We start from the raw sequence: 8167 nt of genomic DNA, 5'->3' as shown, positions 1-8167 counted from the left end.
GTCGAGCAACTCCAGGCGCTCGAAATCGAGATCGCCAGCCTTCGTGCAGCTCACCTGGCAACCCTGCCGACGCTATGCATGGAATACCGGGACGGCGCCGCCGATTTGGTGACCATCGATGCCAAGCCCTTGCCCCATGCAGAAGACCAAAGCTTTGCTGGCACCGTACGCCTGGATATTGCCGGCATCGGAGCCTTGACCCTGCGATCGAATCGGCCGCAGCAGGCCGACCGGACCATCGAAGACGCCGAAGCGAAGCACCGCAGCCTGCTTGCGTCCCTCGGTGTCGATAGCCTCAGGACGGCACGCCAGCGCCTAGTGGAAGCGCGCGACAAAGCTACCGAACTGGGCTTGGCGCGTCAGCGACTTGCCGATCTCGCGCCCAAGGGGATACAGCAATTACACGAGGAGCTTGCTCGTCTGAGTGCCCTCGGGGCCGGGGACCTCGAACTCAAAGTCGATCCAGAACAGATCCGGCAACATCATGCCGCAGCCGAGCAGCGTGTGGCGACAACACGCAACAGCGTGCGCGAGGCCTTGCCTTTGCGCAGCCATGCCGACGAGGCTGTCATGGCTGCGGAGACGGCTTATGTCACCATCCAGGCGGAACTGACCAGCCTCGAGGTCATATTGGGACCCGATGCAGCGCGCGAGGAAAAGGGGCGCTTGCTGCTCACCGAGGCCACCGCACGACAAAAGCTGCGCGAAGCGGCCGAAATGCGCGCTGCTCCCCTGCGCGACGGCGCTCGCGATCTCACCAGCGCTGAAGCCGTTCTGCGCCGCGCCCGTTCGGTTCAGGATGCCGCCACACAGGAAGCAAGTCAGTTGCGTGTAACCCTGGCCGATCTCAATGGCCATATTCGCACTCGGTCCGACGACGCGGTGGAAGAAGCTTTGCGCGAGGCCACAGAAAAATTGGAAATCGCTGGAGAGCGAGCGAGACGCTTCGAATTCGAAAAAGCCGTCCTCGACCGGCTGCGCACGACGCTGGTCGCTGCGCGCTCGACGGCACGCGATCTTTATCTGAAGCCGGTCATGTCCGAGCTGCGACCGCTGCTTGGATTGCTATTCGATGACATCTCCATAGTGTTCGACGAGAACACACTGTTGCCACAGACCGTTCGCCGCAATGGTCAGGATGAGGATGTCGATAGGTTGAGTGGCGGCATGCGAGAACAGCTTTCGGTTCTGACACGTCTGGCCTTCGCCCGTTTGCTTGCCCGCGACGGCCGACCCACACCGGTTATCCTGGATGACGCTTTGGTTTATTCCGATGACGACCGCATCGAGCGCATGTTCGACGCTTTGCATCGTCAATCACACGATCAGCAGATTCTCGTTTTCTCCTGCCGCCAACGCGCGTTTGCAAAACTCGGCGGTAACATTTTGCAGATGAGCGACTGGCAACCGGGTCGGTCATAAGCGGAGATCGCGCAGCCTCAGCTAGGGCGACGGCAGATCGTATCGTGTTACGATTGCAATGCCGTTTTCGATCTCGATTTCGATAACTTCATTAATCAGGAATTCCTCTGGGCCAAGATCCTCGAGGAGAGCATCGAAGAGCTCTCTCTGTTTTTCAGGCCCGACCTGAGGGACGACGATAATCAGGCCGGCGTGAACCGGTTCTTTGGCATAGAGCTTCCTGAAGTCCTTAGCATTGTTGGTGACGAAGGTGAAATCCTCATCGATAATGAGCGGCATGAGGTCCCAGTCGGTTTCGCCGCTTAGCCCAAGCCAGTTGACGTGGTTTGCTTCATGTCCGCGTTCTTGGGCTACCGCAACCAGAGACGTGTGCAGGCACTCATCGATCAGAAACCTCACGAGGTCACACGCGTCTCGACCTGGCCGACGGACCTGGGTCGCCCTTCAAAACCACGCGCTTCGACGACTTTATTTTCACGCCCTGCTCGACCAGCTTCTTAGGCCGCCCACGAACCGGGTGCGCGGCGACCCACATTCTGGCGAGCTCAATCACGCGCGGCGTTAGCTTCGGATATCCCTCCAGAACCTCCGCTTCATCTGCGCCCTGCGCTAGCATCGTCGTGATCATACGAACAGGGATGCGGGTTCCTTTGAAGACAGGCTCTCCGCCCATCACCCCTTTAACGCGGCCGATGGCGGCCTCCGCTTCATCAAGATCCACGATGCGCGCTTTGAGCTGTTTACGTGCCTCGGCGACGTCGACGATCAGCAGGTCGTCGGCCCTTACGGTCTTGGCCCTTGGGGCAGCTTTGATTTCCTCGAACAGGCGGTAGCGACGATCAGCGGGCAATGTCGCACCCACGCCATACCAAAGCTTGAGCCGCAGCAAATCCTCGCCGGTCAATGCCCGTCGGACGACCCCACCGATGCGCCGAGCAGTGCTTGGCACAGTATCGACAATGCGTTTGTCGATCGCATTGTGCACGGCCTTGATTCCTATCCCGCTGACGGCGGCTGCCTCTGCGGGGGTGTAGATGCGAGCAAGTGTGCCCATTATTCTTCTCCTTATAAAGAATAATATAGGCCGTTTGACCCCCTCCGTAAAGGCACGCGTCTTTGGAATCACGGCGGTTAGCAAAGGCGGTGGTGAGCCGAGAGGCCTCACAAACCCTTGGGGCTCGAGATGGCAGACTCGGCGCAGTATAATTGCGCTAACTATCGAATTTGCAGTTGGCGACAAACGACACACGAGTTCGTCGCGGACTTTTAACTCTGCGAAGGCGCGTCTTCGAGCGCTTTGAAACCCTACACCCATCTGCAGGCCATCTGTATCAAGCTTTGGACCAAAACCGTTTCCATCGCTCACGAGCGTTCTCTCTGGGGGTCTCAAGTGGGGCTTGCCCATGGCCACGAATTTTTGGGCGACAGCGGTGCAGAGGCCGCATACCGCTGCCTGCTTGACGTCGCTGACCGTGTCCATGTCCGAAATTTGCCTACAAATTTCGGACGCCCTTGGGCGCGCTAGATTCGCTATGGAAAGCTGGAAGCACTCGCAAGCCCGGTGGCCACAGCGTCTGCAGCGCCAAGCTATTCCTCCGTATCCAAACCCGCATCCTCATGGCCACTAGCCAACTCTGGCATAATTTCACCAGCAAGCAGCTCATCTCTGCTCAGCAGCCCGGCATCCTCGAGCGCCTCGCAGTCCGGGAGATCGCGAAGCGTGTCGAGGCCGAACTCGAGCAGGACGCTTTTGTCGTCACATAGGTGTAGGGAGCGCCGGGCGTCGGACTGCGCGGGTTCGACGCGATCAGGCCGGTGCCGCAGATGGCCGATCAGGTCGCGACTGATTACTTCCCGAAAACCGACGACAATTCGGCGCGGGTAATCGGCTGGAAGTGCCGATGCACATCAGCATCAGCACGTCCGACCACGTCAGGTCCACGGCACGCCCGCTGCTTCCGCAGGCGCGGATGGCATCGGCATAGGCCGGCCGTGTCAGGTGCTTCCAGCCGCCGGCGACAGCGACGAGGTCATAGGGCCGTCCGCGCAGCTCTCGGATGTCGTCGATGAGAAGGTCACGGGCGAGCTCGCGGGAGAGACTGCACCGCAAGCGCGTCCCGCGCGCGCGAACTGCTCGATCAACTGATCTCAGACGACGACGAATCTCGTCCAGATTCCAAAAGCGGTGGCCGCAGCGGCGCTTTGCGGGCTCGCGTTACCACAGATCGCAGAACTGTGATCTCGCCTTGTGCCCGAGACCGCAATCTGGGCTCGCGACGAAGCATATCGCTTGCGATCATCAAAGGACGCGTCGACGCCGTCGGTTGCCTTTTCCACCGCCGCCTCACACATCGTGTTGGGGCTGAAGAGCTACCTGCAAATCCTCGCAACGGGCGCGGCCGCATCCTTGATTTTACAAATTGACACGTCTTGGTTTTTAGAAAATGCCACGTGCGATGATGGCGCCAAAAAAAAATGTCACGCGAGATGATCATGCCTGAGGTAAATGGTCCGCCAAAGTTGGGAAAGGTATACCGGTTGAATGGTGGATAGGTACGCCGGATAAAAAGGGCTTCGGGTTCCGGAAGACGAACTAATCGACGGATAGGCGCTGCTCGTGAGGGAAACTGCATGCGCATTACGGTTATGACCATCCAGGGATGTCGGATATGATCTTGAATAGTGACATTGCAGGCCAAAGAGCGGCCGAGAAGCTAGCAGAGGGCCTGAAATCGCAGGGCAAGCAGCAATACGAAGAAAGGTCGAGGGAACGCGAACGAGATGTGTCTCGTTAGGTCGCACGTTGCACCAGGGGTGCGTCGGAAGGCACTCCGCCGTGTCCTGAAGAGGTAGCCTGCACTTGAGAATAGCCACGGTGGTACCTTATTTTCGGCTGTGAAGCACACGAGACCCGCGACGTGAGACCCAGTTGCTCAATACCCAGTTGCTGGGTGAGCGTGCATGACTGCCAACGGAAGGTCTTGCACGCACCCTCGCGATCTTGAGCAATGGTCGCCATGACTTTCTTCTTGCAGGCTTTTGAGTGGCCCAGCCTGCAATCACCAGACCCCACCGACTCTAAAGAGCGTGGCAGACGGGATAGTCGAGGTTGCCCGGCACAATTACGCTCAAGGCTTGCGCCGCCCAGAGGACACGCTGAAAAGGCAGCATGGGCGCGCAAGCACGCCATTCACGAGAGGTTCGACATGAAGACTATGCAAGAAAAAGACATTCCGGCATTCGTGCAAGCAGTTGTGGAGGCCGGCTGCAACATTTGCGCGATTGGCAACTTGGGATATGTCTTTGGCGATGCTGATTTGACGCCGGCGCAACGGAGGTCCGTCGAGCCACAGCTGCGCAGGATTGCTGAGATCTACGGCGAACGCGATCATCTCATGGACGAGATAGCTGTATATCTGCGGTCGATCGGACGCCATGTCGAGGTTGAGCCGAAGACAGGTGTTTCCTGATGGCCGCGATCGATCGCGTTCCGTAGTCGCCATTTCTATTGGGTAACGAGCAGCCGTCTTCCAACCTCTGAAACAAAAAAGAGGTGACCCCCAAAGGCCGCTCTCGAGACCGCAAGTCTGAGCCGCTAACGCATTGCGATAACCAGGCTGTCCGAACTGGGCGTCGATGCCTTCCTCGACCAGGTCGCGGTAGGCGGCGATCTCATCTACCGCATGCATAGCCAAGCCAGAGAAGTTTTCGGCAGCGGAATTCTCGGTCGCTTCCCCTTTTATGACTAGAGGGTGCGGCCGATCCGGCCGCGACGATCTCGCAGGGATTGCCATATACGGCAACACGAACACCGGCGGATCAATACTCGGATAATGGCGGCCGGCTATGTAGCGATCGATCGCGCACCAACATATCAATGCAATAGCTTAGTTGCTTTCAAAGGCGGGTCTCTACGAACTGCAAGCAAGCTAAACGATTGCGTCAACTCTTCCTCGCAGAGCGAAAACTCCGCGCCCACGCGATTTCTCTGCTGGAACAGCGGCACATCCTCAGCGCCAGGACACGGCCGCCGCCGTCGGGTTTTACGAAGCCGGTGATTGCATAAGTTGCCCGCAAGATATCATTGGTATCGGGAACGCCGCCGATGCCGCATCCTGAATAGAGCGGCCGCTTGCACCTGCCAGCCCGACGACCAGATCATATCTGCAACTCCATCTACCTGGACGTGGTGCAAATCACCTCGCTGAAGCCGCAAATCGTCGCCTTCGACCAGGATAACCACATCCGTGACCGCCTGAGCTACTCGGTCGATCTCGACGCACATGGCCGATACAGTTTTTCCATCCTTCACGAAGCGAATGAGACTTTGGCCATTCCAGCCCTGGTCTACGGGGCGTGACTTGTCCCCGATGCATGCGCGAGCTCTCCGCTCGGCCGGCCGCCGGACGTCGCCACCGGCCGAAGGCGCCCGAAGGCGCCCGAAGGCGCTTGACAAAGCAGCACCGGCCCATTCAACTTGAGGCATTCACCAGGGGAGTCCCGGTAAGGGGCTGAGATACTGCTGGCTTTCGCGGCGCAGTGACCCGTTGAACCTGATCCAGTTCATACTGGCGTAGGGACGGTGCAAGCGCTTTGCGGGAGTTTACGCCCGAGGTCCTGCTGCAGCAGGTCTACAGAAGCGTCTTTTCATCCTTCCGGCACAGAACTGGGTCTCCAATGCATGAGCAAAGGAGCCTCACGATGAATGCCCTCACCCCCGCCGTGTCGACGGGACCACTGCCCGCCTCGCGGAAAATCCACAAGCCCGGCGTCCTCTACCCGCAGATCAGGGTGCCGATGCGCGAGATTTCCGTCCATCCGACGGCCGGCGAACCGCCCGTCACCGTCTACGATCCGTCCGGCCCCTACACCGATCCATCAGTCCAAACCAGCATCGAAAAAGGCCTTGCCCGGCTTCGCCACGAATGGGTCACGGCGCGTTGCGATGTCGAAGCCTATGACGGCCGCCACGTCCGGCCGGAAGACAATGGATTCGCCACCGGCGAGCGCCTGACACCGGAATTTCCGATACGCAATCGGCCGCTCAAGGCCAAGCAGGGCAAGGCGGTGACCCAACTTGCCTATGCGCGCGCCGGCATCATCACGCCAGAAATGGAGTTCGTAGCCATCCGCGAGAATCTCGGCCGCGAGGTGATGCGCGGCAAGCTGCAACGCGACGGCGAAGCCTTCGGCGCGGCGATCCCAGATTTCGTCACACCCGAATTCGTGCGCGACGAGGTGGCGCGCGGACGCGCAATCATTCCCGCCAACATCAATCATCCCGAGAGCGAACCGATGATCATCGGGCGAAATTTCCTGGTGAAGATCAACGCCAACATCGGTAACTCGGCTGTCACATCGTCGATGGCCGAAGAGGTCGAAAAGATGGTGTGGGCGATCCGCTGGGGCGCCGATACGGTGATGGACCTGTCGACCGGCCGCAACATCCACAACATCCGCGACTGGATCGTGCGCAATGCACCGGTGCCGATCGGCACGGTGCCGCTCTATCAGGCGCTCGAAAAGGTCGGCGGCATCGCCGAGGACCTCAACTGGGAGGTCTATCGCGACACGCTGATCGAGCAGGCCGAGCAAGGCGTCGACTATTTCACCATCCACGCCGGCGTGCGGCTGCACTACATACCGCTGACCGTCGACCGGGTCACGGGCATCGTCTCGCGCGGCGGCTCGATCATGGCCAAATGGTGCCTGCACCATCACCGGGAGAGCTTCCTCTACGAGCATTTCGAGGAGATCTGCGACATCGCCAGAGCCTATGACGTTTCCTTCTCGCTCGGCGACGGCCTTCGTCCCGGTTCAATCGCCGATGCGAACGACGCGGCGCAATTCGCCGAACTGGAAACACTTGGAGAACTCACCAAGATTGCCTGGGCAAAGGACTGCCAGGTGATGATCGAAGGCCCGGGCCATGTCCCCATGCACAAGATCAGGCAGAACATGGACAAGCAGCTCGCAGTGTGCGGTGAGGCGCCGTTCTACACGTTGGGGCCGCTGACGACCGACATCGCGCCGGGCTATGACCACATCACCTCAGGGATAGGTGCCGCCATGATAGGCTGGTTCGGCACCGCAATGCTTTGCTACGTCACGCCGAAAGAGCATCTCGGCCTTCCCGACCGCAACGACGTCAAGATTGGGGTGATCACTTACAAGATAGCCGCCCATGCAGCCGATCTGGCGAAGGGCCATCCGGCAGCGAAAACCAGGGATGATGCCCTTTCGCGCGCGCGCTTCGAGTTCCGCTGGGAGGACCAGTTCAACCTGTCGCTCGACCCCGAAACCGCACGGTCCTTCCACGACCAGACCTTGCCCAAGGAGGCGCACAAGCTGGCACATTTCTGTTCGATGTGCGGGCCGAAATTCTGCTCCATGCGCATTTCCCACGACATCCGTGCCGAGGCTCAGAAGGAAGGCATGGCGGCAATGGCGGCAAAATACCGGGAGGGCGGCGATCTCTACATGCCGGCGGACGAGACTGGCGTACCGGTCGTGCCGGAGGCTCCCAAACCATCATGAGGGTGCTCGTCAAAGGGGCCGGCGTTGCCGGCCTCACCGTCGCTTTCGAACTCGCCGCCCGCGGCGCGACGGTCACAGTCGCCGAGATGCGGCATGGCCTTGGCGGCAACGCGTCGTGGTTCGCCGGCGGCATGCTGGCGCCATGGTGCGAGCGCGAAAGCGCGGAGCAGCCGGTGCTGGATCTCGGACGCGACGCTGCCGACTGGTG

General features: G+C 59.9%; 6 protein-coding genes, 2 pseudogenes and 1 riboswitch. Of the genes and pseudogenes, 5 read left to right on the top strand and 3 right to left on the bottom strand.

The features are described 5' to 3' along the window. Nucleotides 1-1422: pseudogene (locus tag EOA29_RS17630) on the top strand (DNA-binding protein); the annotation flags it as partial. A gap of 21 nt (nt 1423-1443) precedes the next feature. Here EOA29_RS17630 and EOA29_RS17625 read toward each other — a convergent pair. The 3 genes and pseudogenes from EOA29_RS17625 to EOA29_RS43055 form a co-directional block, all read right to left on the bottom strand. Next, a complete protein-coding gene (locus EOA29_RS17625) occupies nt 1444-1821 on the bottom strand; it encodes a DUF5615 family PIN-like protein (protein ID WP_126057625.1) in 378 nt (125 codons plus the stop codon). Between the two features lie 4 nt (nt 1822-1825). Continuing rightward, the gene (locus EOA29_RS17620; RefSeq protein WP_126057624.1) at nt 1826-2476 is read right to left on the bottom strand and encodes a DUF433 domain-containing protein; all 651 of its coding nucleotides are present in this window, start codon (nt 2474-2476) and stop codon (nt 1826-1828) included. Nucleotides 2477-3009: 533 nt separating this feature from the next. Further along, a pseudogene (locus tag EOA29_RS43055) lies at nt 3010-3532 on the bottom strand (SMC-Scp complex subunit ScpB). Between the two features lie 898 nt (nt 3533-4430). On the opposite strand from EOA29_RS43055, the gene EOA29_RS44030 reads away from it, so the two are divergent. The 4 genes from EOA29_RS44030 to EOA29_RS17595 form a co-directional block, all read left to right on the top strand. Continuing rightward, on the top strand, nt 4431-4892 hold the full coding sequence (locus EOA29_RS44030; protein ID WP_306283303.1) for a hypothetical protein: 462 nt from the start codon (nt 4431-4433) through the stop codon (nt 4890-4892). A gap of 662 nt (nt 4893-5554) precedes the next feature. After that, a complete protein-coding gene (locus EOA29_RS17605; RefSeq protein ID WP_245454713.1) occupies nt 5555-5782 on the top strand; it encodes a hypothetical protein in 228 nt (75 codons plus the stop codon). 121 nt (nt 5783-5903) lie between these two features. Further along, a riboswitch (TPP riboswitch) is annotated at nt 5904-6020 on the top strand. A 103-nt stretch (nt 6021-6123) separates the two neighbouring features. Then, nucleotides 6124-7959: a phosphomethylpyrimidine synthase ThiC gene (thiC, locus tag EOA29_RS17600; protein WP_126063809.1), complete on the top strand. Its 1836-nt coding sequence runs from the start codon at nt 6124-6126 to the stop codon at nt 7957-7959. Further along, the coding region (locus tag EOA29_RS17595; protein ID WP_127221207.1) for an FAD-dependent oxidoreductase at nt 7956-8167 on the top strand (212 nt) is incomplete at its 3' end. The genes thiC and EOA29_RS17595, both read left to right, overlap by 4 nt.

This window comes from Mesorhizobium sp. M1E.F.Ca.ET.063.01.1.1, from assembly GCF_003998155.1.
Lineage (GTDB): Bacteria > Pseudomonadota > Alphaproteobacteria > Rhizobiales > Rhizobiaceae > Mesorhizobium.
This window is presented reverse-complemented; position numbering and strand designations above follow the sequence as displayed.